Genomic DNA, 22,725 nt, shown 5'->3' on the forward strand with positions numbered 1-22,725 from the left:
AGATTCCGATGAGCGACAGAAAACTCCGGCTCGGCCTGGCCGCCTACGGCACCGGCTGGGACGCCGACGCCTGGCGGCTGCCGCAGGCCACCAACTCCGGGCTGCGCGATCCCAGCGTGATCCTGGACGTGGCGCGCGCGGCCGAACGCGGCAAACTCGACTACGTCTTCTCGGGCAGCGCGCTGGGCAGCGAACCGGACCACCTCCAGCGCATCTACCGCTGGGACAATTTCGTCTTCGCCGGGTATGCCGCCGCGGTGACGAAGAACGTCGGGTTCCTGGTGTCGGTGAACTCCTCGTTCGAACATCCCTACGGCATCGCCCGCCAGCTGGCCACGCTGGACAACTTCGCCAAGGGCAGGACCGCGTTGAACGTGGTCTTCGGCGTCGACCGCGAGGGCGATCCGGCGCGCAACTACGGCAAGAACCCGGTCCCCGACGAGCAGACCAAGTACACCCGCGCCCGGGAGTTCACCGAGGTGGTGAACAGGCTGCTGTACGAGAGCTGGGACGACGACTTCCTGCTCGACGACCGCGAGAAGGACGTCCTGATCAAGCCGGGCTCCTGGCACCGGATCGAGCACGCGGGCGAGCACTTCGAGGTACGCGGCCCGCTCAATGTGCCGCCGCCGGTGCAGCGGCGCATTCCCAATGTGCACGTGGGCACCTCGGAGGAGTCGCTGCAGTACGGCGCCGACCTCGCACAGGTGCGTTTCTCGCCCTACCTCGGCATCGAGCAGGGCAAGGAGGAGTACCGCAAGCTCAAGGAGCGGGTGGCGGCCAACGGGCGCGACCCGGAGAAGTTCAAGATCATCCCGGGCGCCACCTTCTACCTCGCGGGCACCAAGCGCGAGGCACAGGCGATCTACCGCCAGGTCACCAACTTCCAGCTGACCGAGGAGATCCCCGAACAGTTCTCCCTGGCCCTGGGCGTGGACCTGTCCCGGGTGCGGGACAACGAGAAGGTCGTCGACGTCATCGATCTGGACACCGTGCCTTCCGACGTCTTCGACGGCTTCCGTCGTTCGCTGGGAACGGAGAAGCGTCACGTCCGCGGCCGCGACGACCGCGAGATCATCCGCGGTCTGCTCGGCGCGGTCGGCGAAGACCTGACGTTGCGGGAGCTGTACCACCACGTACAGCGGTCCCGGCAGGCCGGCCAGCCCGCCCTCGTCGGCGACGCGAACACCATCGCCGACTGGGTGGAGGAGAACTTCGTCGAACGCGTGCTCGACGGCGTGCAGTTCTTCCCGCCCTACCACCGCGGCCCGGTCGACCTGCTGGTCGACAACGTGGTCCCGGAGTTGCAGCGGCGCGGCATCTTCCGCACCGAGTACGAGGCCGACACCCTGCAGGGTCTGCTCGATACGGACAACGGCTGATGGCCGGGGCACCGGCGATCCCCGCCGGCTACCGCGCGCTCGGCCGCTCCGGGCTGGTGCTCTCGGAACTGGGCATCGGCGCGAGCACCTTCGGCCGTTCCGGGATGCGCGCCGTCGACCCCGAGCGGGTCCAGGCGATCGTGGACCGGGCCATCGACCTCGGCGTCACCTACTTCGATCTGGCCGAAGGCTACGGCGATCGCACCGGCCTGAGCGAGGAACTGTTCGCGAAGGCAGTCGGCTCCCGGCGCGAGAGCGTGATCATCGGCACCAAGTTCGGCCGCTCGCTGCTGGCCGATCGTGGCCCGTCCTACGCGCTGACCGGATCGCGCAAGTACATCGTCGCGTCGGTGGAGGACTCGCTGCGGCGGCTGAACACCGACTACATCGACCTGTACCAGATCCACTTCCCCGACGCGCACACCCCGATCGAGGAGACCCTCGCCGCGCTCGACGCCCTGGTCACCTCGGGCAAGGTCCGCTACATCGGCGCCTCGAACTTCAAGGCGTGGCAGATCGCGGACGCCGAGCACGTCGCCGCCCGCAACGGCTACAGCCGGTTCGTCTCCAGCACCGACGAATACAACCTCACCTGGCGCAAGCCGGAGGAGGAGCTGATTCCGGCGCTGCGGCATTACGGACTCGGCTTCATTCCCTACTTCCCGTTGCAGAACGGCCTGCTCACCGGCAAGTACCGGGCCGGGGAAGCGCCCGCGGAGGCGAAGATCACCAACCTCAAGCGCTATCTGCTCGGCACCGCGCCGTGGGAGGCGCTGGCCAGGTACGAGCAGTTCGCCGCCGAGCGGGGAGTCACCCCGTCGGCGCTGGCGCTGGGCTGGCTGCTCGCCCAGCCGACGGTGACCAGCGTCATCGCCGGGGTCACCGTGCCCGAGCAACTCGACGAGAACCTCGCCGCCAGCCGCTGGGTGCCCACGCCCGAGGAAGAACTCGAACTGCGCGAGCTGTTCACCGGCGACTTGTCCGGCGGACCCGGCGTCGTCGACAAGGGCTGACCTTCTTCCACCGGTTGCCGGAAACGCCGATGCGCGTGTGTGAGCCGTGAGCTCAGCCGCGCGCGTCGCCCGTGGCGATCGGCCGGGACGGATCGCTGATCCACTGCGACCACGAGCCCGGGTACAGCGCCGCGGTCACGCCGAGGGTGCTCAGCGCCAGTACGTCCAGGGTCGCGGCCACTCCGCCGCCGCAGTACGCGCCGACCGGGGCTCCGGTGAGGAAGGGCGCGTACAGCGAGCGCAGGGTGTCGCTGTCGGCGAGATAGCCCGCGCGCAGATTGGCGAGGCCGGGCAGGCTGTGCGCGCCGGGGATGTGGCCGGTGGCCGGGTCGTCGGCCGAGCCCGCGTAGGCCTCCGGGCCCCTGGCGTCCAGCAGATGCCCGTCGCGGGCCAGCCCGGCGGCGGTGTCCGCGTCGAGGGTGGGCAGCGCGCCGAGCCGGAGCGGCGCCGTGCCGCCGCCGGTGCCCGGCCGCTCCCGGGTGAGTTCCCGGCCGGCCGCGATCCAGGCGTGCGCTCCGCCGTCGAGATAGCGCACATCGGCCAGGCCCGCGCAGCGCAGCACCCACCACACCCGGCTTGCGCTGGAAGGATGGTCGGGGCTGTAGACGACGACCAGGCTGTCCTCGTGCACTCCCCACCGTTGCACGAGGGCGGTCAGCTGGTCCGCGGTGGGCAGCGGCCCGTTACCGGAGGTCGCGGTCTTCGCTCCGATGAGTTCGGCGAAGTCCACCGCGTGTGCCCGGGGCAGATGCCCGGCGGGCGGTTCTTCCACAGGGTCGGGCCCCGCGGGCCCGTCACCGCGGTCACGACGGATCTCCAGCACGACGACATCGGCGCCCGCGTCGAGGGCCGCGCCGAGTTCGTCGGCGGTGATGACCGGGGAGGCAGCGGTCACCGGGGAAGCGGGCAGTACCGGGGGAACAGAGCTCATTGCGATCCTTGCGCAGGTCCGGGCTACGACACGGCCGACGCTAATGCGCCCTCGCCCCGGCGAGAACGGTTGCACTCACCGGGAACCCAAGGACGCGAACACCACGCCCGCACCGGGAGATCCGACGGCGAGCCGGACGCGTGACGCGTGATCGGCCCGAGCCGCCGCTGCCGGCGATCGGCGGCCCGTCCCGCCCGACCGGCTACCGGGGCGTCACCCAGGTGGTGATGTCGGCGTGCACGACCTCCACGCCGTCCCGGTCGTAGATCGACACCGGCACGACCAGCTCCCGGCCTTCGGTGATCGCCGCGAAGTCGGGGATCTCGGACAGGAAGGCCACCGCCCGCAGCCGGGACTCCGCCTTGGCCTGATAGCGCACATTCATCGCCTTGGGAATCCACCGATGCGTCGCGGGCACCGTCGCCTCGCACAGCATCCCCATCGCCACCTCCGCGAGATTGCAGGCCGCGATCGCGTGGAAGGTGCCCAGGTGATTGAGGACGCCGAACCACTTCGGTGCGCTCACCTCGCACAGTCCGGGCTCGAGCCGCCGCACGGTCGGCAGCACGGTGCCGAAGTACGGCACCCGCGCCACCATCCCCAGTGAGAACAAGGCGTGCCCGAACGTGTTGTCGGGCAGCTTCTTCCAGTTTCGGTAGGTCGAGGTGCCGGTGGTCATGCAGTTATCTTACTTCGCGGTAAGTTATCTGGGGGAGTGGCCGGCCGAACCGGTCACCAGCGGTTGCGGGCCTCTTCGGCGAAGCCGATCACATCGTCGAACTCGACGCGTTCGCCGGAGTCGGTGACGATCGCACCCGCCCAGCGGCCGAAGCACTGGTGGACCTCCATCGAGATGACACCGGCGCTGGTGCGGGCGTACCGGTCGTGGTCGGGGACGAGTTCGACGTCGACCAGGCCCGCGCTGTCGCGTACCCGCCAGGGCCGCATCGGCTGGTCCCAGTCGTAGGTCCACCGCAGTTCCTCGCCGATCTTGGTCAGCCTGCCGTCGACGCAGAGCCCGTTCTCGGTGTAGCCGGTGCCCTCCGTCCACTTTCCGCCGAACTGCAATCCGACCGTCCGGCCGTCGCGCGACACGCCCGAGGCGGCGGCCCAGTTCCAGCGATTTCGGTACTTCCAGACCCCGCGACCGAGGTCGAGCGTGCCGAAAGCGGGCAGTTCGGCGGTGCCGAGCTCCCACCGCCGTTCGCCCAGGCGCACGGTTCCGGTGGCCGGGCGGGTGTTCTGTTTGCTCGTGAACTGGAAGCGGCGGGGCGACCAGGGGATCACCACATTGAGCGACTCGTGCCCGGCCGGCTCCGTGACCTCGACATCTATATAGAGGGGCCCTTCCGGAGTGGAGTCGCACGAGGCGCGCAGCCGGGTGGACCCGGCCGATCGTTCGTCGATCTCCACGCGCAGCCCGCCGGCCTCGACCGAGATCAGGCCCGTGCCGGGCGGGTCCGGCAGGGCGAAGCCGCGGGCGCCGGGCACGATGCGGTCCACCGACACCGAGAGTCCGGTGGACGGCCGGCAGATCCAGACCGAGGCGTTACCGAGATAGTCGAGGTCGGCGCAGGTGATGGCCAGATAGAGGTCCGGGGCGGTGACGCACCAGTAGTCCCACCTCTTCTTCCTGCCCCATGCGCGGGACAGATTCGCGCGGTGCACTGGCGTGCGCGACCAGCCCACCGCCTCGGAGTTCAGGCGTCCGCGCTCGTCGCACAGATCGACGGGTCCGGTCAACTCACGTTCGCTCATCCGCCGATCATGACAGCAGCTCGATCGGCGCGGGCGGGTCTGCTACCTGGGCCGATAGGTGTGGGCGCACCCGTAGCGGGGGCGATTTGAAGTCGCTGGCGGGGGTCATGCATACTGTTCGGGTTGCCTTGCACGGGGTTGCGGTCGTTTCCTGGTGAAACCGAGCGCGATCGGGTGGGGGCGAGAGCAGTACCCAATCGTGTACTTCACCGGGATTCCGGTGTGAGTACGTCCGGGACATTGTTCTGCAAGCCTGAGATGAAGTTCTGATCCGGGCCGAAGAATGAGCGAAAGGGCGACACGCCCGACCGCGTGGACCGGAGAACCATGACAGATGAACAGCGGCGAAGATCGGGCATGGACCCGGTCGGTGGTCTCCCTGAGACGTCTTTCGTGTGTTCGGGCTGTAGCAAATGAGGGTGGTACGGATGCCTGACGGTTTCCGGGCCACGAAGGAAAGCGGAGAAAAGGACACTTAGCGTGGCGGGACAAAAGATCCGCATCAGGCTCAAGGCCTATGACCACGAGGCGATCGACGCGTCTGCGCGCAAGATCGTGGAGACAGTCACCCGCACCGGGGCCCGCGTGGTCGGACCGGTGCCGTTGCCGACCGAGAAGAACGTGTACTGCGTCATCCGTTCGCCGCACAAGTACAAGGACTCGCGCGAACACTTCGAGATGCGCACGCACAAGCGTCTCATCGACATCCTCGACCCGACGCCGAAGACGGTCGACGCGCTGATGCGCATCGACCTGCCGGCCAGCGTCGACGTCAACATTCAGTGACGGGGACTCGAGATATGACTGACAACAAGAACCGGCCTGCCGCCGGAATCCTGGGCACCAAGCTCGGCATGACCCAGGTCTTCGACGATAAGAACCGCGTCGTCCCGGTCACCGTGATCAAGGCGGGCCCGAACGTGGTCACCCAGATCCGCACCGAGGAGCGCGACGGCTACAGCGCCGTGCAGGTCGCTTTCGGCGCCATCGACCCCCGCAAGGTGAACAAGCCGGTCTCCGGCCAGTTCTCCAAGGCCGGTGTCACCCCGCGCCGTCACATCGCCGAGCTCCGGGTCGCCGATGCTTCCGCCTTCGAGGTCGGCCAGGAGATCAACGCCGACGTGTTCGAAGAGGGCAGCTACGTCGACGTCACCGGCACCTCCAAGGGCAAGGGCTTCGCGGGCACCATGAAGCGTCACGGCTTCCGTGGCCAGGGTGCCTCGCACGGTGCGCAGGCCGTGCACCGTCGTCCGGGCTCCATCGGTGGCTGTGCCACCCCCGGTCGCGTGTTCAAGGGCATGCGCATGTCGGGCCGTATGGGTAACGACCGCGTGACCACGCAGAACCTGTCGGTTCACAAGGTCGACGCCGAGAACGGCCTGCTGCTGATCAAGGGTGCGATCCCGGGTCGCAAGGGCGGCGTCGTGATCGTCAAGAGCGCCGTGAAGGGTGGTGCGCACGCATGAGCGCGGTGAGCACTCAGAAGGACGCCGAGAAGAAGGCGAACCTCACGCTTCCTGTCAAGGAGGCCGGAGGCAAGACCAACGGCACCGTCGATCTCCCCGCGGAGATCTTCGACGTGACCGCCAATATCGCGCTGATGCACCAGGTCGTCACCGCGCAGCTGGCCGCGGCCCGTCAGGGCACCCACGCGACCAAGACGCGTGGCCAGGTCTCCGGCGGCGGCAAGAAGCCGTACCGGCAGAAGGGCACCGGCCGCGCCCGTCAGGGCTCGACCCGCGCGCCGCAGTTCGCCGGTGGTGGCACCGTCCACGGCCCGCAGCCGCGTGACTACAGTCAGCGCACCCCCAAGAAGATGATCCGTGCCGCGCTGCACGGCGCGCTGTCCGACCGGGCCCGCAACGATCGCATCCATGTGATCAGCGAGCTGGTGGCCGGCCAGACCCCGTCGACCAAGACCGCCAAGAGCTTCCTGTCCGAGCTGTCGGACCGCAAGAAGTTCCTGGTCGTCGTCGGCCGCGAGGACGTCGCCGCGTGGAAGAGCGTGGCGAACCTGCAGAACGTGCAGCCGATCGCCCCGGATCAGCTGAACACCTACGACGTGCTCAACAGCGACGACGTGGTCTTCAGCGTCGAGGCTCTGAACAGCTTCGTTCACGGCCCGGCCGAGGCGGCTCAGGAGGAGAGCAAGTGACCACCATCGCCGACCCCCGCGACATCCTGCTGGCGCCGGTCATCTCGGAGAAGTCCTACGGACTGATCGAGGAAGGCACCTACACCTTCATCGTGCACCCGGACTCCAACAAGACGCAGATCAAGATCGCCGTCGAGAAGGTCTTCGGTGTGAAGGTCACCAGCGTCAACACCGCCAACCGTCAGGGCAAGCGCAAGCGGACCCGCTTCGGTTACGGCAAGCGCAAGAACACCAAGCGCGCGCTCGTGACCATCTCGGCCGACAGCAAGCCCATCGAGATCTTCGGAGGCCCGGTCGCGTAAGCGGACGGGATTCCAGAAAGCAGAGAAGAACTCATGGCAATTCGCAAGTACAAGCCGACAACCCCCGGTAGGCGTGGGTCGTCCGTTTCGGACTTCGCCGAGATCACCCGGTCCACTCCCGAGAAGTCGCTGCTGCGTCCGCTGAGCAAGACCGGTGGACGTAACGCGCACGGCCGCATCACCACTCGTCACCGTGGTGGCGGGCACAAGCGGGCCTACCGCATCATCGACTTCCGTCGCCTCGACAAGGACGGTATCCCGGCCAAGGTCGCGCACATCGAGTACGACCCCAACCGGACCGCCAACATCGCGCTGCTGCACTACGTGGACGGCGAGAAGCGCTACATCCTGGCGCCGAAGGGCATCGCGCAGGGCACCCCGATCGAGTCCGGCCCGACCGCCGACATCAAGCCGGGTAACAACCTGCCGCTGCGCAACATCCCGACCGGTACCACGATCCACAACGTGGAGCTGCGTCCCGGTGGCGGCGCCAAGCTGGCTCGTGCCGCCGGCATGAGCATCCAGCTGCTCGGCAAGGAAGGCCCCTACGCCACGCTGCGTATGCCCTCCGGTGAGATCCGTCGCGTCGACGTGCGCTGCCGCGCCACCGTCGGCGAGGTCGGCAACGCCGAGCAGTCGAACATCAACTGGGGCAAGGCCGGCCGCATGCGCTGGAAGGGCCGCCGCCCCACGGTTCGTGGTGTCGTGATGAACCCCGTCGACCACCCGCACGGTGGTGGTGAGGGCAAGACCTCCGGTGGTCGCCACCCGGTCTCGCCGTGGGGTCAGCCGGAAGGCCGCACCCGCAAGCCCAACCGCCCGAGCGACAAGCTCATCGTCCGCCGTCGCAAGACCGGCAAGAAGCGCTGAAGGAGGAGGTAAGAAATGCCACGCAGCCTCAAGAAGGGCCCGTTCGTCGACGACCACCTCCAGGCGAAGGTGGACGTGCAGAACGACAAGGGCACGAAGCAGGTCATCAAGACCTGGTCGCGTCGTTCGACCATCACCCCGGATTTCATCGGTCACACCTTCGCGGTCCACGACGGCCGCAAGCACGTGCCGGTGTTCGTGTCCGAGAACATGGTCGGGCACAAGCTCGGTGAGTTCGCGCCGACCAGGACGTTCAAGAGCCACGTCAAGGAAGACCGGAAGAGCAAGCGGCGATGACGACCACTGAGACTCAGAACCCCACTGCCCGGGCGACCGCGAAGCACGTGCGCGTCACCCCGATGAAGGCTCGTCGTGTCGTGGACCTGGTCCGCGGCAAGCGGGTCGAGGACGCCCTCGCGATCCTGAAGTTCGCTCCGCAGGCCGCGAGCGAGCCGGTCGCCAAGGTCGTGGCCAGCGCCGCGGCCAACGCCGAGAACAACCTCGGCCTCGACCCGGCCACGCTGGTCATCTCGACCGCGTACGTCGACGAGGGCGCGACCCTGAAGCGTTTCCAGCCGCGGGCCCAGGGCCGCGCGTTCCGGATCCGCAAGCGCACCAGCCACATCACCATCGAGGTCGAGAGCGTGCCCACCGCCGGTGCTGCTCGCAGCCGCCGGAAGGGAGGGGCAAAGTAAATGGGACAGAAGATCAATCCCCACGGCTTCCGCCTCGGTATCACCACCGATTGGAAGTCCCGTTGGTACGCGGACAAGCAGTACGCGGACTACGTGAAGGAAGACGTCGCAATCCGCAAGCTCCTCGCCACCGGCATGGAGCGGGCGGGCATCTCGAAGGTCGAGATCGAGCGCACCCGTGACCGCGTGCGTGTGGACATCCACACCGCGCGTCCCGGCATCGTGATCGGCCGTCGTGGCGCCGAGGCCGACCGCATCCGCGCCGAGCTGGAGAAGCTCACCGGCAAGCAGGTGCAGCTGAACATCCTCGAGGTCAAGAACCCCGAATCGGATGCCCAGCTCGTCGCCCAGGGTGTGGCCGAGCAGCTGTCCAACCGTGTCGCGTTCCGTCGCGCGATGCGCAAGGCCATCCAGTCGGCCATGCGCTCGCCGAACGTCAAGGGCATCCGCGTGCAGTGCTCGGGTCGTCTCGGCGGCGCCGAAATGTCGCGCTCGGAGTTCTACCGCGAAGGTCGGGTGCCGCTGCACACGCTGCGCGCCGACATCGACTACGGCCTCTACGAGGCCAAGACCACCTTCGGTCGCATCGGCGTGAAGGTCTGGATCTACAAGGGTGACATCGTCGGTGGCAAGCGTGAGCTCACCGCCGCCGCGTCGGCCCCCGAGCGTCCGCGCCGGGAGCGTCCGAGCCGCCCGCGTCGTTCCGGTTCCACCGGCACCACCGCGACCAGCACTGAGGCCGGACGGGCCGCCACTGCGGTGGCGGAGGCTCCGGCAGAGAATCAGGAGGGCTGACGCATGCTGATGCCTCGTAGGGTCAAGCACCGCAAGCAGCATCACCCGAGTCGCTCCGGTATGTCCAAGGGCGGCACCGCCGTGTCCTTCGGTGAGTTCGGCATCCAGGCTCTCGAGCCCGCCTACGTCACCAACCGGCAGATCGAGTCCGCTCGTATCGCGATGACCCGCCACATCAAGCGTGGCGGCAAGATCTGGATCAACATCTACCCGGATCGCCCGCTGACCAAGAAGCCGGCCGAAACCCGCATGGGTTCCGGTAAGGGTTCGCCGGAGTGGTGGGTCGCGAACGTCAAGCCCGGTCGCGTGATGTTCGAAATGTCGTACCCCAATGAGGAGATCGCTCGTGAGGCCCTGCGCCGCGCGATGCACAAGCTCCCGATGAAGTGCAGGATCGTGACCAGGGAGGAGCAGTTCTGATGGCTACCGGAACACCGGCCGCAGAGCTCCGCGAGCTCACCGAAGACGAACTCGTCTCCCGCCTGCGTGAGTCGAAGGAAGAGCTGTTCAACCTGCGCTTCCAGATGGCGACGGGTCAGCTGGACAACAACCGTCGTCTGCGCGTCGTTCGTCACGAGATCGCGCGCATCTACACGGTCATGCGTGAGCGTGAGCTCGGTCTGGCCACCGGACCCGCTGACAAGGGAGATGCGGCATGAGCGAGAACGTGAAGGGACAGGACCGTAACAGCCGCAAGGTTCGTAGCGGCTACGTTGTCTCGGACAAGATGAACAAGACGATCGTCGTCGAGCTGGAAGACCGTCACCGGCACCCGCTCTACGGCAAGATCATTCGCACCACCTCCAAGGTGAAGGCGCACGACGAGAACGAGATCGCCGGTGTCGGCGACCGCGTTGCGCTGATGGAGACCCGTCCGCTGTCGGCCACCAAGCGCTGGCGTCTGGTCGAGGTCCTGGAGAAGGCCAAGTAAGGCCTCGCTCTTCGACTGAGGAATCCTTCGGCTGACACGTCGAAACACGAAGGCCCGCTTCCCCTCGGGGAGGCGGGCCTTCGTCGTGCCGGAAGAACTCCACCCGTCACGACCCCGGAGTGCCGCGGCGGGCCCGGCGCCCACGCAGGCCGAGGACCAGGCGGTAGACGATCGCGGTGACGGTGCCCACGACCACCGCGGCGAGCACCACTGTCAGCCATGTCCCGGCGTCGGTGGGCCACATGTCGTCCCGGGCCCGCGACCAGAGGTCGTATGCGGTGAAACCCGCTGCGGCGCCGAGGGCTACCCCCGGTGCGCGTTTCATCGTGAAATTCATTCGGGCGGCTCCTCGGTCGGCTCGTACGGACCGTCGACACGGTGGGGCATGTTGATCGAGCAGCAACCCGCGAACGTTTACGCAGAGGGCGGCGCGGTCTGCGCCCGGCAGGGACTGGATGGTGTGGTATCGGTACTGGTATCATCGTGGCATGGCCTGGACCATGCGACTGTCGGAAGAGGAAGAGGCGGCGCTGACGGCACAAGCCGACTCGGAGGGGCGCTCGAAGCAGGAGATCACGCGCGATGCCGTCCGTGACTACTTGATGCGCCATCGGCGTTGGGAGACCCCGCTGCTGAGCGACGACCAGACTTTCGATCTGGGTGGGCCCATAGGCAAGGACGACATTCGCGACGCGATGAACCGACCCGCATGATCGTCGTTGCGGACACCTCGGGAATGCTGGCCCTGTTCAATCGCTCTGATCCCGAGCATCTCGCCGTGCGCAGGGCCGCCGATGGAGCCGGAGCGCTCGTGGTCAGCCCGCTCGCGCTGACCGAAGTCCATCACGTCGCGAGCGTCCGTGCCGGTCGCGGAGCTGCCGATGCCATCCTCGGGCTGCTGGCCGACCGAATCGCGTCGACCCGCATCGTCCTCGGTGAGACGACCGCGTCCCAGCTCCGAACGGCGGTCGATGTACGCGCGAAGTACGACGGCCTGAATCTGGACATCGTCGACGCCGTGTGCGTCGCGTTGGCGGACGAGTTCGATACGGATGCGATCCTGACGCTCGATCGTCGTGACTTCCGGGTCATTCGCCCGCTGAGCCGGTACCCGGCCTTTCGTATCCTGCCGGACGACTCCCACTGAAGGGCGGCATCGGGCTCCGTCCGGATCGGGACCCACCGGTTCGGGAGCCGGTGACGTCCTGAACGGTCAGGCGAGGGTGACGTGCCAGACCACAGCGGCGGTGAGCGCGCCGAGCCCGTTGAGCGACCAGTGCAGCGCGATGGGCGCGAGCAAACTGCCGCTGCGCCGGCGCAACCAGGTGAAGACCACGCCCGCGCCGGCGGTCGCCAGCACGGCGAGCCCGATGCCAACCACCTGACCGACGACGCCGCCGGGCAGCATGCCGCTCAGGCCCTGGTTGCCGCTGGTGAGGCCGAAGGAAGACGCGATGTGCCAGAGACCGAACAGCAGCGAACCCGCCGCGAAGACGCCGCGGGCGCCCCAGGCCCGGTCGAGAGTGCCGTGCAGAACGCCGCGGAAGGCGAGTTCCTCGGGGATCACCGTCTGCAGCGGGATGACGATCATCGAGGCGATCAGGGCGCCGGAGACCGTGGCGTACCGGTCGGCGAGGAAGAACGGCCTGGTGACCGGCAGCAGCGCGCCGATGGCCACAACCGCGAGGACCAGGCCGACGGCCGCGAGCGCGTAGAGCGAACCACGTCGCCAGTGCCGGGGGGAGAGGCCGAGTTCGGCCCAGCCCAGGCCGCGTCTGCGGACCATCGCGAGCAGGATGACGGCGGCGATCGGGACGCTGACGATATTCGCCCAGGTGGTGGTGAAGTGGGCGATGAGGTTGGTGCCCGTCAGCACGACGACCACCACGGCCACATCGATATAGGCGTGCGGGCGACGGCGACCGGATTCGGGCGCGGTCACGGCTCGGGGTTCCATCACGGCCACGGCGTCGGGTACGTGCATTGGCTCCAGTGTACGGAGCGCACGGTCGCGCGCACTGCGGCGTTCGCCACGGCGCCGGCGGCCGCGAGGGGCAGGACGCGAATCGTCGGGTCAGGACGACGGCGCTGGTCGAGCGGGACCCGCGCCCGCCCAGCCCGCGTGGTCGGTCCAGGCCTGGAGGGAGCGGGTGGTCTCGAAGCGACGCGTGGCGCCGGTGACAGGGTCGGTGAATTCGAGCACCGAGGCCAGCAGTTGCAGCGGCCGGGTGAAGTCGTCGACCGGCTTGTCGGTGAGGACCGGATAGAAGTCGTCACCGAGGATGGGCACGCCGAGGCCGTTCATGTGCAGGCGCAACTGGTGGGTGCGGCCGGTGTGCGGGCTGAGGCGGTAGCGGCCGAGGCCGTCGCGATGTTCGATCAGCTCGACCAGTGTCTCGGCATTCGGTTCGCCCTCGACCTCCTGGGCGGCGAGCACGTGCTTCTCCTTGACGATGCGGCTGCGCACAGTGCGCGGCAGCGACAGCTGCGGGTCGTAGGGGGCGATCGCCTCGTACTGCTTGCGCACGGTGCGCTTGTGGAACATGGTCTGATACGCGCCGCGGCGGGCCGGGTCGACGACGAACAAGATCAGCCCGGCGGTCACCCGGTCGAGGCGGTGCGCCGGGATCAGGTCGGGCAGCCCGAGTTGTTCGCGCAGGCGAACCAGCGCGGTCTGGCGGATGTGTTGCCCGCGCGGAATGGTCGCGAGGAAATGGGGTTTGTCGACGACGAGCACGGTGTCGTCGCGATGCACCACGGTGATCTCGAAGGGGACGTCGACCTCGTCGGGTAGATCACGGTGGAACCAGACGGCGCCGCCGGGGACGTACGGGGCGTCCGGCGCGATCGGGCCGGCCAGATCGACGATCGCCCCGGCGTGCAGCAGTTCGTCGATGCGGTCGGGCGAGACGCGCGGCAACCGCTCCACCAGATGGTCGCGGATCGTCGCCCAATCGCCCGCTTCCGGCATCCGCAGCCGGGCGGGATCCAGGCCGTGCCGTTTGGGCAACGGCGGCTGCTGCCTGCGTCTCATCGACCCGAACTCTATCGGCCGCGCCGCCCCGGCCACCCGCCCAGGTCGGATCGGCAGGGGCTATCGGACCGAGCCGCCGGTGACGCCGTCGAGCCCTGCGGCCGTGGCGGCGAGGTCGGCGGGCGGGCCGCCGAGCGGTTCGCGGAGGAACGCTTCGATGAGGTCGTTGGTGGTGTGCTGGGTATCGGCGGGGTCGCGTGGGCCGCCGAGGAAGCCGGCGAGCGCCCAGCGGGCGGGCCGGGCGAGGAAGAAGGGCGCGTCGGTGAAGCCGTAGTGGTCGGTGCCGGCGATTTCGTAGCGATGGCCCGGCGCGGTGAGATTGCCGAGCAGGGTGCGGTTGCCGTCGAGGTAGCGCCGGGAGTGGCCGGTGCGGTCGTGGTCGCTTTCCAGCAGTAGGACGGGGCGGGACAGGGCGCGGTCGGGGAGTTCGGCGTAGGGGGTGCCGTCGATGTCGACCGCGGCGACGATGCGCGCGTCGTCGGCGAGGGCGGCCAGCGCGCTCGCGCCGCCGAGGGAGTGGCCGACAGCGGCGATGTGGTCGGTGTCGAGACGGTCGGCCAGGGTGCCGAGCAGGTCGGGGCGGGCGAGCTGGTCGACGACGAAGCGCAGATCGGCGGCGCGGATGCGCTGCCGGTCGGCCATCGCCGCGGCGGCTTCGGTGTCGTCGGCGGAGACGTCGGGCTCTGCGGTCACGACCCGGCCGTCGGCCAGGCGCACCACCGCCGAGTCGTAGGGGTGGTCGACGGCGAGGACCACGAAACCGCGGGAGGCCAGGTCGGTGAGCAGCGCGGTGTAGAAGGCGCGGGGCGCGCTGTAGCCGGGGGAGAACAGCACGACCGGCCAGCGTTCCCGATCGCCGCTGACGGCCACATCGGCGAAGGTGTGCGTGTCGATCGACTCGTATCCGCGCATCAGCGCGCCGGGCATACCCGCGACGCTGCCGGGAAGTTCACCCTCGCCGTCCAGGTAGACGTACCGCCGCCCGGACATTCCGCTGCTCGGATACCAGGCCTGCACGACGACATTGCGTCGCTCGGCCGGATCCGCGGGCTCGGCGCGCGCGTCGTCGACCCACCGGAAGATCTGTGAGCCCACCGCGTAGGGGCCGGTGGGTTCGGGCAGTCGTGGCACCGGGACGGGAGCGAGCGCGGGTACCGCCAGCGCCGCGAGGACGGCCACCGCGACCCGCGCGGCGACCGGACCCACACCGGTTCGCGGCCGGATCCCCAGCACGACGGCCACCGCCGCGCTCAGCGGGAACACCAGGTAGAGCGGGAGGAACTGCCAGTAGAAGCGCTCGAGCAGCAGTTGGCCCACCCAGCCGAAGAACAGCAGCGGCGCCACCACCGGCAGCGCGAACATCGCCACCCGCGGCGTCGCCACGGTGGCGGCGGCATGGGCCAGGGTGAGGGCGACGAGAATCACGTCGAAGGTCGACATCACCGGCTCGTTTCGTGGTCACGGCGCCGCGCCGGCCGCGCGTTGCCACAGCCCGTCCGGAACCGCCCCTGATCGACTGACCGCCCCCGTCCGGTCGGTCGAACGCCACCCTACCGGCGCGCGGGCGTCCCGACGACGATCGCGCCGACGCCGCACTCCTCGAGCTCGTCGTTGCCCGTCGCCGTCGCGAATGCCTCGGTGCCGGAGAACGATTGCGCGCAGACTCCCAGGCCCATCGCGGTGCCCGCCAGATACAGCGTCTGGGTGAGCACGCCGACATGCCGGAGGATCGTCGCGTACCCGGCCTGATCGCCGTCGCGCATGACCCGTCCGGCACGCGCGCCGACGACGATCAGCGCCTGTGGTTCGCGCACCACAGGCGCGGCGTCACCCATCTGCCGGGTGTCCGCTGCCTGCGCGGTGGCGCTGCCCGACAGCGCCGAACTGCCCGGGGACGCGGCGTCGGTGTGCAGGGCCGCGGCGGACGACGCCAGCATCCGCCGCACCGACGGCGAATCCGCGGGCGCGACCGGTCGCAGCACGTGCTCGAACGAGTCGTAGTGGTACATGCCCGCCGCCAGCCCGGCGACCTCGCGCACCACCGGATACAGCTCGAGTTCGTAGGCGCCGCCCCGGGACGGATACGGTCGCGACGGCGACTGCGCATCCACCGCGCGGCTGCGCGCCGTGCGGTACAGCAGCTCACCGAGCTGCTCGATCGTCATCGGCGCCGCGTCGTCGAAGGCTCGGGTGGACACCCGATCCTCCATCACCGCGGCAAGAGTCGGGTCGGACGCGCGCGCCGCCGCGAGATCGGGCGCGGGCAGCCGCACCGGCTCACCCAGGTAGTTCTGCCTGCGGGCGGGCGGCGCGGTGTTCTCGCTCGCCGCGATGGTCCCGGCGTGCGCGCCGAGCGTGCTACGCCGGTGCAACCACAGGTCGGCGGCGCTCCAGTTTCGTGCGCCCGGCTCGTTCTCCTCGGCCCACCCGTCCGCGACCAGGAACCCGCACCAGTGCAGATCCTCGGCGAACTGGCTCTTGACCGCGATCGGCAGGTTCGCGTCCGCCGAACCGAGACCGTCCAGCAGGGCGAGCAGCCGGGGATCGTGGATGCGCAGGGTGCACCAGGACCGGGGGTGCTCGAGCACGAAGCCCTCGGAATCACGGTGCAGCACCGCGAACTTCGACAGCGTCGCCGACCACGAGGGCAGCGGGTGGTCGGGTCGCGGCACGGGCTGGGCGAACGGACGGATGGTGTAGAGATCGCGCCCGGCGTCGCGCACGGTGACCGCGAGCCAGCCGCCGTCGGCCAGGCGGTCGATCAGCGTGGCGACGTCCGCGCCGCCGGCCTGCGCGGCGATCTCCGAGACCGTCTTCGGGCCCTGGTTCAGCGTGCTCAGGGCGCGCACCTGGCCGTCGGCCAGGTCGGTCAGTTCCACATTGCGCGGTGGGGCGTGCAGGCTGGCACCCGCGGAGGTAGCTCTGAGGGTGACGCCGTCGCAGAGTGCGAATCGGGTCTGTTCGGAATATGTGACGGTGGGCAACCGCTGACCTCCGCGTGTGGAACTGAACTTTCTGACTCTTACTTCGCCGCGGCGGCGAACGCCGGGTCCAGCTTGTCCAGGATGTACGGAACCGACAGTGCCGTGGGCTGATTCACCGCGCTGATCTCCTGGGTGGTCAGGTACACCACCGAACCCTTCCGCACCGCGGGGAGCTCGTTGTAGCCGGGCAGCTGGCGGTAGCGCACGTCCATCCCGGGGGAGTAGCCGGCCAGCAGCAGATCCGCGGTCAGCTCGTCGACCCGCTCGGGCGACAGCGCGACGCGTCCCTGGCTGGCGGGCAGCGCCTGCAGGTTCTGCGGGATGGTCATGCCGAGATCGGCGAACAGCTTCGACGAGCCGTCCTTCGGGTCGGTGAGCACCATCAGTTGCGAGGGGCTGGCCAGCCAGGTGCTGACGAAGGTCTTGCCCGCCAGATCCGGGTTGGCCGCGGTGATCGCGGCGATCTTCTCGTCGACGTCCGCGATGACCTTGCTCGCCTCGTCCTGCTTGCCGAGCACCCGGCCGAGGGTGCTCACCTGATCCTGCCAGGGCGTGATGATCGAGTCGGACAGGCCGGGCAGCACCGGGGCCACCTTGCTGAGGTCGTCGTAGGTCTTCTGATCGGCGATGAAGGGATCGGCCAGGATCAGATCCGGCTCCAGCGCGGCGACCTGCTCGGCGATATTGCCGGTGGTGCTGATCTCGGTCGCGGAGTTCAGCGCGCCCGGGGGCTGCCAGGGCGAGGCGTTCTGCGCGGTGACCGCGACATTGTCGATATAGCCGACCGGGGTGACGCCCAGCGCCAGCGCGGTGTCGAGCCACTGGTTGCCCAGCGCGACGATCTTGCCCGGGGTGCCCTCGATGACGGTCTCACCGCGCCCGTGGGTGATGGTGGTGCCCGCTCCGGCGCCGCTGTCCTCGGACGATCCGCACGCCGCCACGCCGAGCACGAGCGCGCCGGCCACCGCGGCGACCGCGGCGCGTGCCCACACCCGAGTTCTACCGACAGACCTCATCGTTTGCACTCTCCTTATTCCGAGAACCTCGCTCGACGGCCCGGCAGTTCCGAAACCAACTGAGTTGAGGCTAACCTATCCAACCTGCCCGCCAGGTGGTCACCTGCTCTTTTCCGGATGGACCGACGAGGAGCGCGCAGTCGCGGCGCGGGTTAGACTTCGCCGACTTTGTGCTCGTCGCGGGATGGGGAACTCGGTTGGAAACGTCAAGGGACTGGGGCAACGAGCTCCTCGAATCCCTGAAGTGGTTGGGCATCGCCTTCACCATCACCGCCGTCGGCTTCGCTGTCGTGGTGGCGCTGCTGCTCACGCTGACCAGGTGGGGCAGGCAGTTCTGGTCGGTCGCCGGAGGCTACTTCCGGGGCAGTGGTGCCTGGCGGACGCTGCTGTTCGTCGCGGCGCTGCTGTTCATGACGCTGGTGGTCGTCCGATTGAACGTCTTGCTCAGCTACTGGGGCAACGACATGTTCAGCTCGCTGCAGGCGGGCGGCTCCGCTCTCGCCTCGGGCGATTCCGCCGGCCTGTCCGAGGCCGAGGACGCCTTCTGGAAGTCGATGATCGTGTTCGCGGTGCTCATCGCGATCTGGATCGTCAACCAGCTGCTGAACCTCTATGCCTCGCTGGCCTTCGACATCCGCTGGCGCGTGTGGCTGACCGAGCACGTCACCACCGACTGGTTGCGTGATCGCGCGTTCTACCGGTCCCGGTTCATCGACAACACCATCGACAATCCCGACCAGCGCGTGCAGCAGGACATCACCACATTCGTGACCCAGTCGCGGGTGCTGTCCCTCGGTGCGGTGGAAGCGGTGGTCTCCATCGTGTCGTTCACCAAGATCCTGTGGGATCTGTCCGGGCCGATGACGCTCTTCGGTGTGACGATTCCGCGCGATGCGGTCTTCTGCGTCCTCATCTACGTCCTGCTCACCACCTTCATCGCCTTCTGGATCGGCCGCCCGCTGATCCGGATCAACTTCCTGCTCGAGCGGATGACCGCCAACTTCCGCTACGCGCTCGTGCGCGTGCGCGATTCCGCCGAGAGCGTGGCGTTCTATCGCGGTGAGGAGACCGAGCGCCGCGGTCTGCTCGCCCGATTCGCCGATGTGATCCGGGTGCAGTGGCAGTACGTCTTCCGCTACCTCAAGTTCCAGGGCTGGAACTTCACCGTCTCGCAGGCCGCGGTGATCTTCCCCTATCTGATCCAGGCTCCGCGCTTCTTCGACGGGGCGGTCAGCCTCGGCGGGGTGAACCAGACGGTTTCGGCCTTCGGCAACATCCACGATTCGCTGTCGTTCTTCCGCAACGCCTACGACGACTTCGCGGCCTACCGGGCCTCGCTGATCCGCCTCGACGGCCTGCTGGTCGCCGGCGACGAGTCCCGCGAACTGCCCGCGATGGCCGCGGGTGATATCGCCGACGGTGTGCGGCTGGACAAGGTCGATGTGCGCAAGCCGGACGGCTACGTGCTCATCGACGACCTCACCCTCACCCTCGACCCCGGCGACGCGCTCGTGGTGAAGGGGCCGTCGGGTAGCGGCAAGACCACGCTGCTGCGGGCGCTCGCGCAGATGTGGCCCTACGCGGACGGCAGGATCGATCGGCCGGCCGGGGACGACACATTGTTCCTGTCGCAGGTCCCCTATCTGCCGCTGGGTGACCTGCGCGTCGCCGCCGAGTATCCGGGCAAGCCGGAGGACATCAGCGACGATCAGCTGCGTGCCGTGCTGGAGAAGGTGCATCTCGGACACCTGGTGAACAGGCTCGACGAGGAAGCCGACTGGGCCAAGATCTTGTCTCCGGGCGAGCAGCAGCGACTGGCGTTCGGGCGCGTGCTGCTGTTGAAGCCGAAGGTCGTGTTCATGGACGAGGCCACCTCGGCGGTCGATGAGGGCCTCGAGTATTCGCTGTACAAGCTGGTGCGCACCGAGCTGCCGGAGACCGTGGTCGTCAGCGTGGCCCATCGCAGTACCGTGGACCAGCACCACACCCGGAAGCTGGAACTCCGGGGCGACGGCGCGTGGACCCTCGAGTCGGTGACGGTCGACGCCTAGCCCGATGACCTCGGCCCGGGCCGATACCGGATTTGGGTCGGCCCGGGCCCTCGTTTACACTTGACCGGTTGCCTGCGGGAGCTCTGCCCGCAATTCGGCCGCGAACCCCCGGTGGTGGGCTCCGGAGTAATCGTTCGGATCCAGGAATACCGCTGGTAGGCGCGCGCCCGGAGGGTGACACGACCATGCCCGTCGGGTCGGAAATCCGGCGTGCTTTTACGTCCAGGTCAAGGAGGCTGAAGTGATTCAGCAGGAGTCGCGACTGCGCGTCGCCGACAACACGGGTGCGAAGGAAATCCTCTGCATCCGCGTTCTCGGTGGTTCGTCGCGTCGCTATGCCGGTATCGGCGACATCATCGTCGCCACCGTGAAGGACGCCATCCCCGGCGGCAACGTCAAGCGGGGTGACGTGGTGAAGGCCGTCGTCGTGCGCACCGTCAAGGAGCGCCGCCGTCCGGACGGTTCCTACATCAAGTTCGACGAGAACGCCGCCGTTCTCATCAAGGCGGACAACGATCCGCGCGGCACTCGTATCTTCGGCCCCGTCGGCCGCGAGCTGCGCGACAAGAAGTTCATGAAGATCGTCTCGCTGGCTCCGGAGGTGCTCTGACATGAAGGTGCACAAGGGCGACACCGTGCTCGTCATCTCGGGTAAGGACAAGGGTGCCAAGGGCAAGGTCATCCAGGCCTACCCGCAGGACAACCGCGTCCTCGTCGAGGGCGTCAACCGGATCAAGAAGCATGTCGCGGACTCCGCCAACCAGCGCGGCGCCTCCTCCGGCGGCATCGTGACCCAGGAAGCCCCCATCCACGTGTCCAACGTGATGGTCGTCGACTCCGACGGCAAGCCGACCCGCATCGGCTACCGGACAGACGAGAACGGCAAGCGGGTCCGCATCTCCCGTCGCAACGGGAAGGACATCTGAGCATGACTACGACTGAGAAGACCCAGCCGCGCCTGAAGGTTCGCTACCGCGAAGAGGTCAGGGACGCGCTGAACAACGAGTTCGACTACGCCAACGTGATGCAGATCCCGGGCGTGGTGAAGGTCGTCGTGAACATGGGTGTCGGCGACGCCGCCCGTGACGCGAAGCTGATCAACGGCGCCGTCGAGGACTTGGCCCTCATCACCGGCCAGAAGCCGCTGGTCCGCAAGGCCACCAAGTCCATCGCGCAGTTCAAGCTGCGTGAGGGCATGCCGATCGGCGCGAAGGTCACCCTGCGTGGCGACCGCATGTGGGAGTTCCTGGACCGCCTGGTCTCCATCGCGCTGCCCCGTATCCGCGACTTCCGCGGCCTGTCGCCGAAGCAGTTCGACGGCAACGGCAACTACACGTTCGGTCTGAGCGAGCAGTCGATGTTCCACGAGATCGACGTGGACTCCATCGACCGTCCGCGCGGTATGGACATCACCGTGGTCACCACCGCGACCAACAACGAAGAAGGCCGTGCCCTGCTGAAGCACCTCGGCTTCCCGTTCAAGGAGAACTGAGCCATGGCGAAGAAAGCTCTGGTCAACAAGGCCAACCGGAAGCCGAAGTTCGCGGTTCGCGCCTACACCCGCTGCCAGCGCTGCGGCCGGCCGCACGCGGTCTACCGCAAGTTCGGCCTGTGCCGCGTGTGCCTGCGCGACATGGCGCACAAGGGCGAGCTGCCCGGCGTGCACAAGAGCTCCTGGTGAGCTGACGCCCGGACCGGGCGTCACCAACTGAACATCCACGAGGGCACGGACTTTCGACAAGTCCGTGCCCTCGTGCGTCGGTGGAGCGATCCGCGCCGCAGCCGGCAGGTGCGCAGCCTGCGCGCGGTGTTACGCGAAGGACGGCATCCCCTGGTACTGGGAGGTAGCGCTGGACCGCGAGCGCAGTGCCCTCCGCTACGTCCACGCCTATGCCTTGGAGACCACCCACGGGCGGCTGCCCGCGGGCGTGCGTCCGCTGTATCCGGCCGACTATCTGCTGGTCGGCACATGGACATGGGGGCGTCGGACGGGATCGACCTCGACATTCCCTTCCCGATCCGCATCCCTTGGTCGGAACTCGAGTTCTGAACCCGCGCAGCCGATTCCGTTCGCCATCCAACCGAGACGAAGGGCAGGCACGGCCGCGGCCGATATCGCGTTCCCGGCGCCGATGAATCCCTGTCGCTCGCTTCGTCTGAACTCTCGACAGCGATTCACCGACAGAGGAGTAGACGATGCGGAAGATCACCGCGGGCTTGTTCATTGCGGTCGACGGCGTGGTCGAGGACCCGCAGGATTGGCACTTCCCCTATTTCGACGACGACATGGGGGCCGCGGTGGACGCCCAGCTCGGCAGTGCCGACACGTTGCTGCTGGGTCGCAAGACCTACGACAGTTTCGCGGGTGCGTGGCCGGAGCGGGAGGCGGCGGGCGGCGACGATGCCGCCTTCGCCGCGAAGCTCGGCGATGCCCGCAAGATCGTGGTCACTCGGCAGAACCTCGAGTTCCACTGGCGCAACTCCGAGGTCATCGGTGGCGAGCTGATCGAGGCCGTGACCGCGTTGAAGAACGAGCCGGGTGGCGATATCGCCATGAGCGGGTCGGTGTCGGTGGTGCGGCAACTACTGGCCGCCGGGCTGCTGGACGAATTGCACCTGCTGGTGCATCCGATCGTGGTGGGCAAGGGGGAGCGGCTGTTCGAGGACGGGACCTCTACCATGCCGTTGCGGCTGCTGTCGTCGCGGACCTTCGGCACCGGCGTGCTGAACCTGGTCTACACCCGCGCCGCGGCAGGTGACGGGAGCTACGAGGACGCCCGCGTCCACCTGGCCGAGGCCTCGCGGTAG

30 protein-coding genes are annotated in these 22,725 nt (G+C 68.2%); 21 read left to right on the forward strand and 9 right to left on the reverse strand.

Annotated features, from left to right (window positions below):
- Nucleotides 1-8: 8 nt before the first annotated feature.
- Complete coding sequence (locus ON26_RS03385; RefSeq protein WP_040794476.1) at nt 9-1,382, forward strand: NtaA/DmoA family FMN-dependent monooxygenase; 1,374 nt, start codon at nt 9-11, stop codon at nt 1,380-1,382.
- Nucleotides 1,382-2,395, forward strand: coding sequence for an aldo/keto reductase (locus tag ON26_RS03390; protein ID WP_040794477.1), 1,014 nt, complete (start codon nt 1,382-1,384; stop codon nt 2,393-2,395). Before ON26_RS03385 ends, ON26_RS03390 begins: the two co-directional genes overlap by 1 nt.
- A gap of 52 nt (nt 2,396-2,447) precedes the next feature.
- On the opposite strand, the gene ON26_RS03395 is transcribed toward ON26_RS03390, so the two are convergent.
- The 3 genes from ON26_RS03395 to ON26_RS03405 all read right to left on the reverse strand — a co-directional run bounded on the left by ON26_RS03395 (nt 2,448) and on the right by ON26_RS03405 (nt 5,084).
- Nucleotides 2,448-3,326, reverse strand: coding sequence for a sulfurtransferase (locus ON26_RS03395; RefSeq protein ID WP_083883700.1), 879 nt, complete (start codon nt 3,324-3,326; stop codon nt 2,448-2,450).
- Nucleotides 3,327-3,528: 202 nt separating this feature from the next.
- Nucleotides 3,529-4,005, reverse strand: a complete 477-nt coding sequence (locus ON26_RS03400; protein WP_040794479.1) for a hotdog fold domain-containing protein — start codon at nt 4,003-4,005, stop codon at nt 3,529-3,531.
- Between the two features lie 53 nt (nt 4,006-4,058).
- On the reverse strand, nt 4,059-5,084 hold the full coding sequence (locus tag ON26_RS03405; RefSeq protein WP_040794480.1) for a DUF2804 domain-containing protein: 1,026 nt from the start codon (nt 5,082-5,084) through the stop codon (nt 4,059-4,061).
- 480 nt (nt 5,085-5,564) lie between these two features.
- Here ON26_RS03405 and rpsJ point away from each other — a divergent pair, with 480 nt between their 5' ends.
- From rpsJ to rpsQ, 11 genes are read left to right on the forward strand one after another with little or no spacing between them, the layout of a single operon-like run.
- Nucleotides 5,565-5,870, forward strand: coding sequence for a 30S ribosomal protein S10 (gene rpsJ / locus ON26_RS03410; RefSeq protein WP_003938093.1), 306 nt, complete (start codon nt 5,565-5,567; stop codon nt 5,868-5,870).
- 14 nt (nt 5,871-5,884) lie between these two features.
- Nucleotides 5,885-6,550: a 50S ribosomal protein L3 gene (gene rplC / locus ON26_RS03415; RefSeq protein ID WP_040794481.1), complete on the forward strand. Its 666-nt coding sequence runs from the start codon at nt 5,885-5,887 to the stop codon at nt 6,548-6,550.
- Complete coding sequence (gene rplD / locus ON26_RS03420; RefSeq protein WP_040794482.1) at nt 6,547-7,239, forward strand: 50S ribosomal protein L4; 693 nt, start codon at nt 6,547-6,549, stop codon at nt 7,237-7,239. The genes rplC and rplD overlap by 4 nt, the downstream gene beginning before the upstream one ends.
- A complete protein-coding gene (gene rplW, locus ON26_RS03425) occupies nt 7,236-7,541 on the forward strand; it encodes a 50S ribosomal protein L23 (protein ID WP_040794483.1) in 306 nt (101 codons plus the stop codon). Before rplD ends, rplW begins: the two co-directional genes overlap by 4 nt.
- A gap of 33 nt (nt 7,542-7,574) precedes the next feature.
- Complete coding sequence (gene rplB / locus ON26_RS03430) at nt 7,575-8,411, forward strand: 50S ribosomal protein L2 (RefSeq protein WP_040794484.1); 837 nt, start codon at nt 7,575-7,577, stop codon at nt 8,409-8,411.
- 15 nt (nt 8,412-8,426) lie between these two features.
- Complete coding sequence (gene rpsS, locus ON26_RS03435; protein WP_014349056.1) at nt 8,427-8,708, forward strand: 30S ribosomal protein S19; 282 nt, start codon at nt 8,427-8,429, stop codon at nt 8,706-8,708.
- The gene (gene rplV, locus ON26_RS03440) at nt 8,705-9,106 is read left to right on the forward strand and encodes a 50S ribosomal protein L22 (RefSeq protein WP_040794485.1); all 402 of its coding nucleotides are present in this window, start codon (nt 8,705-8,707) and stop codon (nt 9,104-9,106) included. The genes rpsS and rplV overlap by 4 nt, the downstream gene beginning before the upstream one ends.
- The gene (rpsC, locus tag ON26_RS03445; protein ID WP_040794486.1) at nt 9,107-9,901 is read left to right on the forward strand and encodes a 30S ribosomal protein S3; all 795 of its coding nucleotides are present in this window, start codon (nt 9,107-9,109) and stop codon (nt 9,899-9,901) included.
- Between the two features lie 3 nt (nt 9,902-9,904).
- Complete coding sequence (gene rplP / locus ON26_RS03450; protein ID WP_040794487.1) at nt 9,905-10,321, forward strand: 50S ribosomal protein L16; 417 nt, start codon at nt 9,905-9,907, stop codon at nt 10,319-10,321.
- Nucleotides 10,321-10,560 carry a 50S ribosomal protein L29 gene (gene rpmC, locus ON26_RS03455; protein ID WP_040794488.1) on the forward strand — a complete coding sequence of 80 codons (240 nt, stop codon included), beginning with the start codon at nt 10,321-10,323 and terminating at the stop codon, nt 10,558-10,560. Before rplP ends, rpmC begins: the two co-directional genes overlap by 1 nt.
- Nucleotides 10,557-10,832: a 30S ribosomal protein S17 gene (gene rpsQ / locus ON26_RS03460; protein WP_040794489.1), complete on the forward strand. Its 276-nt coding sequence runs from the start codon at nt 10,557-10,559 to the stop codon at nt 10,830-10,832. Before rpmC ends, rpsQ begins: the two co-directional genes overlap by 4 nt.
- Nucleotides 10,833-10,938: 106 nt before the next feature.
- Here rpsQ and ON26_RS03465 read toward each other — a convergent pair whose 3' ends face one another.
- Complete coding sequence (locus ON26_RS03465) at nt 10,939-11,169, reverse strand: hypothetical protein (RefSeq protein ID WP_040794490.1); 231 nt, start codon at nt 11,167-11,169, stop codon at nt 10,939-10,941.
- 151 nt (nt 11,170-11,320) lie between these two features.
- On the opposite strand from ON26_RS03465, the gene ON26_RS03470 reads away from it, so the two are divergent.
- Entirely contained in the window at nt 11,321-11,545 is a 225-nt protein-coding gene (locus ON26_RS03470; protein WP_040794491.1) for a ribbon-helix-helix domain-containing protein, read from the forward strand.
- On the forward strand, nt 11,542-11,979 hold the full coding sequence (locus tag ON26_RS03475; protein WP_040794492.1) for a type II toxin-antitoxin system VapC family toxin: 438 nt from the start codon (nt 11,542-11,544) through the stop codon (nt 11,977-11,979). Before ON26_RS03470 ends, ON26_RS03475 begins: the two co-directional genes overlap by 4 nt.
- Before the next feature lie 66 nt (nt 11,980-12,045).
- Here ON26_RS03475 and ON26_RS03480 read toward each other — a convergent pair whose 3' ends face one another.
- The 5 genes from ON26_RS03480 to ON26_RS03500 all read right to left on the reverse strand — a co-directional run bounded on the left by ON26_RS03480 (nt 12,046) and on the right by ON26_RS03500 (nt 17,866).
- Nucleotides 12,046-12,789 (reverse strand): CPBP family intramembrane glutamic endopeptidase, encoded by a 744-nt coding sequence (locus ON26_RS03480; RefSeq protein ID WP_040794516.1) that lies wholly within the window; start codon nt 12,787-12,789, stop codon nt 12,046-12,048.
- Nucleotides 12,790-12,906: 117 nt separating this feature from the next.
- Nucleotides 12,907-13,866: an RluA family pseudouridine synthase gene (locus ON26_RS03485; RefSeq protein WP_040794493.1), complete on the reverse strand. Its 960-nt coding sequence runs from the start codon at nt 13,864-13,866 to the stop codon at nt 12,907-12,909.
- Between the two features lie 60 nt (nt 13,867-13,926).
- On the reverse strand, nt 13,927-15,306 hold the full coding sequence (locus tag ON26_RS03490) for an alpha/beta hydrolase family protein (RefSeq protein ID WP_040794494.1): 1,380 nt from the start codon (nt 15,304-15,306) through the stop codon (nt 13,927-13,929).
- Nucleotides 15,307-15,416: 110 nt separating this feature from the next.
- The gene (locus ON26_RS03495) at nt 15,417-16,850 is read right to left on the reverse strand and encodes a nitroreductase family protein (protein WP_040794495.1); all 1,434 of its coding nucleotides are present in this window, start codon (nt 16,848-16,850) and stop codon (nt 15,417-15,419) included.
- 38 nt (nt 16,851-16,888) lie between these two features.
- Complete coding sequence (locus ON26_RS03500; protein WP_051026611.1) at nt 16,889-17,866, reverse strand: ABC transporter substrate-binding protein; 978 nt, start codon at nt 17,864-17,866, stop codon at nt 16,889-16,891.
- A gap of 197 nt (nt 17,867-18,063) precedes the next feature.
- On the opposite strand from ON26_RS03500, the gene ON26_RS03505 reads away from it, so the two are divergent.
- From ON26_RS03505 to ON26_RS03530, 6 genes are all read left to right on the forward strand, one after another.
- Nucleotides 18,064-19,917, forward strand: coding sequence for an ABC transporter ATP-binding protein/permease (locus ON26_RS03505; protein ID WP_040794497.1), 1,854 nt, complete (start codon nt 18,064-18,066; stop codon nt 19,915-19,917).
- 241 nt (nt 19,918-20,158) lie between these two features.
- Nucleotides 20,159-20,527, forward strand: a complete 369-nt coding sequence (rplN, locus tag ON26_RS03510; protein ID WP_014981702.1) for a 50S ribosomal protein L14 — start codon at nt 20,159-20,161, stop codon at nt 20,525-20,527.
- A 1-nt stretch (nt 20,528) separates the two neighbouring features.
- Entirely contained in the window at nt 20,529-20,843 is a 315-nt protein-coding gene (gene rplX / locus ON26_RS03515; RefSeq protein WP_040794498.1) for a 50S ribosomal protein L24, read from the forward strand.
- 2 nt (nt 20,844-20,845) lie between these two features.
- Nucleotides 20,846-21,409: a 50S ribosomal protein L5 gene (gene rplE / locus ON26_RS03520; protein ID WP_040794499.1), complete on the forward strand. Its 564-nt coding sequence runs from the start codon at nt 20,846-20,848 to the stop codon at nt 21,407-21,409.
- A 3-nt stretch (nt 21,410-21,412) separates the two neighbouring features.
- The gene (locus tag ON26_RS03525; RefSeq protein WP_011207308.1) at nt 21,413-21,598 is read left to right on the forward strand and encodes a type Z 30S ribosomal protein S14; all 186 of its coding nucleotides are present in this window, start codon (nt 21,413-21,415) and stop codon (nt 21,596-21,598) included.
- A 515-nt stretch (nt 21,599-22,113) separates the two neighbouring features.
- Nucleotides 22,114-22,725 (forward strand): dihydrofolate reductase family protein, encoded by a 612-nt coding sequence (locus ON26_RS03530; protein ID WP_040794500.1) that lies wholly within the window; start codon nt 22,114-22,116, stop codon nt 22,723-22,725.

The organism is Nocardia higoensis NBRC 100133, from assembly GCF_000308595.1.
Taxonomy (GTDB): Bacteria; Actinomycetota; Actinomycetes; order Mycobacteriales; family Mycobacteriaceae; genus Nocardia; species Nocardia higoensis.

Bases quoted from the DNA above. Each gene is read 5' to 3' on its own strand.
- ON26_RS03465 (WP_040794490.1), bottom strand. From the start codon at position 11,169: ATGAATTTCACGATGAAACGCGCACCGGGGGTAGCCCTCGGCGCCGCA.
- rplV (WP_040794485.1), top strand. From the start codon at position 8,705: ATGACGACCACTGAGACTCAGAACCCCACTGCCCGGGCGACCGCGAAG.
- rpsS (WP_014349056.1), top strand. From the start codon at position 8,427: ATGCCACGCAGCCTCAAGAAGGGCCCGTTCGTCGACGACCACCTCCAG.
- ON26_RS03385 (WP_040794476.1), top strand. From the start codon at position 9: ATGAGCGACAGAAAACTCCGGCTCGGCCTGGCCGCCTACGGCACCGGC.
- ON26_RS03475 (WP_040794492.1), top strand. From the start codon at position 11,542: ATGATCGTCGTTGCGGACACCTCGGGAATGCTGGCCCTGTTCAATCGC.
- ON26_RS03490 (WP_040794494.1), bottom strand. From the start codon at position 15,306: ATGTCGACCTTCGACGTGATTCTCGTCGCCCTCACCCTGGCCCATGCC.
- rpsC (WP_040794486.1), top strand. From the start codon at position 9,107: ATGGGACAGAAGATCAATCCCCACGGCTTCCGCCTCGGTATCACCACC.
- rpmC (WP_040794488.1), top strand. From the start codon at position 10,321: ATGGCTACCGGAACACCGGCCGCAGAGCTCCGCGAGCTCACCGAAGAC.
- ON26_RS03500 (WP_051026611.1), bottom strand. From the start codon at position 17,866: ATGAGGTCTGTCGGTAGAACTCGGGTGTGGGCACGCGCCGCGGTCGCC.
- ON26_RS03390 (WP_040794477.1), top strand. From the start codon at position 1,382: ATGGCCGGGGCACCGGCGATCCCCGCCGGCTACCGCGCGCTCGGCCGC.
- rpsQ (WP_040794489.1), top strand. From the start codon at position 10,557: ATGAGCGAGAACGTGAAGGGACAGGACCGTAACAGCCGCAAGGTTCGT.
- rplX (WP_040794498.1), top strand. From the start codon at position 20,529: ATGAAGGTGCACAAGGGCGACACCGTGCTCGTCATCTCGGGTAAGGAC.
- ON26_RS03530 (WP_040794500.1), top strand. From the start codon at position 22,114: ATGCGGAAGATCACCGCGGGCTTGTTCATTGCGGTCGACGGCGTGGTC.
- ON26_RS03405 (WP_040794480.1), bottom strand. From the start codon at position 5,084: ATGAGCGAACGTGAGTTGACCGGACCCGTCGATCTGTGCGACGAGCGC.
- ON26_RS03480 (WP_040794516.1), bottom strand. From the start codon at position 12,789: ATGGAACCCCGAGCCGTGACCGCGCCCGAATCCGGTCGCCGTCGCCCG.
- rplP (WP_040794487.1), top strand. From the start codon at position 9,905: ATGCTGATGCCTCGTAGGGTCAAGCACCGCAAGCAGCATCACCCGAGT.
- ON26_RS03470 (WP_040794491.1), top strand. From the start codon at position 11,321: ATGGCCTGGACCATGCGACTGTCGGAAGAGGAAGAGGCGGCGCTGACG.
- ON26_RS03525 (WP_011207308.1), top strand. From the start codon at position 21,413: ATGGCGAAGAAAGCTCTGGTCAACAAGGCCAACCGGAAGCCGAAGTTC.
- rplD (WP_040794482.1), top strand. From the start codon at position 6,547: ATGAGCGCGGTGAGCACTCAGAAGGACGCCGAGAAGAAGGCGAACCTC.
- ON26_RS03485 (WP_040794493.1), bottom strand. From the start codon at position 13,866: ATGAGACGCAGGCAGCAGCCGCCGTTGCCCAAACGGCACGGCCTGGAT.
- rplC (WP_040794481.1), top strand. From the start codon at position 5,885: ATGACTGACAACAAGAACCGGCCTGCCGCCGGAATCCTGGGCACCAAG.
- ON26_RS03400 (WP_040794479.1), bottom strand. From the start codon at position 4,005: ATGACCACCGGCACCTCGACCTACCGAAACTGGAAGAAGCTGCCCGAC.
- rplE (WP_040794499.1), top strand. From the start codon at position 20,846: ATGACTACGACTGAGAAGACCCAGCCGCGCCTGAAGGTTCGCTACCGC.
- ON26_RS03395 (WP_083883700.1), bottom strand. From the start codon at position 3,326: ATGAGCTCTGTTCCCCCGGTACTGCCCGCTTCCCCGGTGACCGCTGCC.
- rplB (WP_040794484.1), top strand. From the start codon at position 7,575: ATGGCAATTCGCAAGTACAAGCCGACAACCCCCGGTAGGCGTGGGTCG.